1 protein-coding gene is annotated in these 593 nt (G+C 59.5%); it reads left to right on the plus strand.

The window, feature by feature from the left end:
- Nucleotides 1–141: 141 nt before the first annotated feature.
- Nucleotides 142–593 (plus strand): hypothetical protein (locus NW818_RS13755; RefSeq protein WP_414424873.1); only part of this gene is annotated, 452 nt, incomplete at its 3' end.

The raw sequence follows: 593 nt of genomic DNA on the forward strand, positions 1-593 counted from the left end.
CGGTGCGAGCGGAGCGATCATACGCATGCGCCGGGTGACAGCAACTATGCCAACTCCCAGTATGGGCTGGATATCGTGATCGAGTCGCTCCGCCGCGCCCGTCCACATCTGGTGCTCGAAAATTGTGAGGATGGCGGTTGTATGATGACGTACAAAATGGCGCGACTGTACCATACGAGCATCACGGTGGACAACACATCGTCCTACGCGACGCGACAGGGAGTCTATGGCGCTTCCTATCCATTTTCGCCGCGCTACAGCGTGCGCTATATGCAGGACGATCCTTCGCGCTACACGCTGCGCAGTTCGATCTTCGGCGGACCACTCATCCTGATGCAGCGCGTCACGGAATGGAACGAAGCGCAGATGGCAGAAACCAGGCAGGCGATTGAGCAGTACAAGGCGTTGCGCCATCTGATCCGTTCGGCGAAGATCATCCATCTGAAAGCGCCGCAGCACAACATCGACGGTCTGGGGTGGGGATGGGACGCCATTCAGGCAGTCGCGCCGGATACATCGCGCAGCGTCATAATGGTCTACCGCGCACGGGGCGATCTGGCTGAACGCACATTCAGGCCGCGCGGCTTACTCCC

The organism is Synechococcus sp. R6-5, from assembly GCF_047461775.1.
Lineage (GTDB): Bacteria > Cyanobacteriota > Cyanobacteriia > Thermostichales > Thermostichaceae > Thermostichus.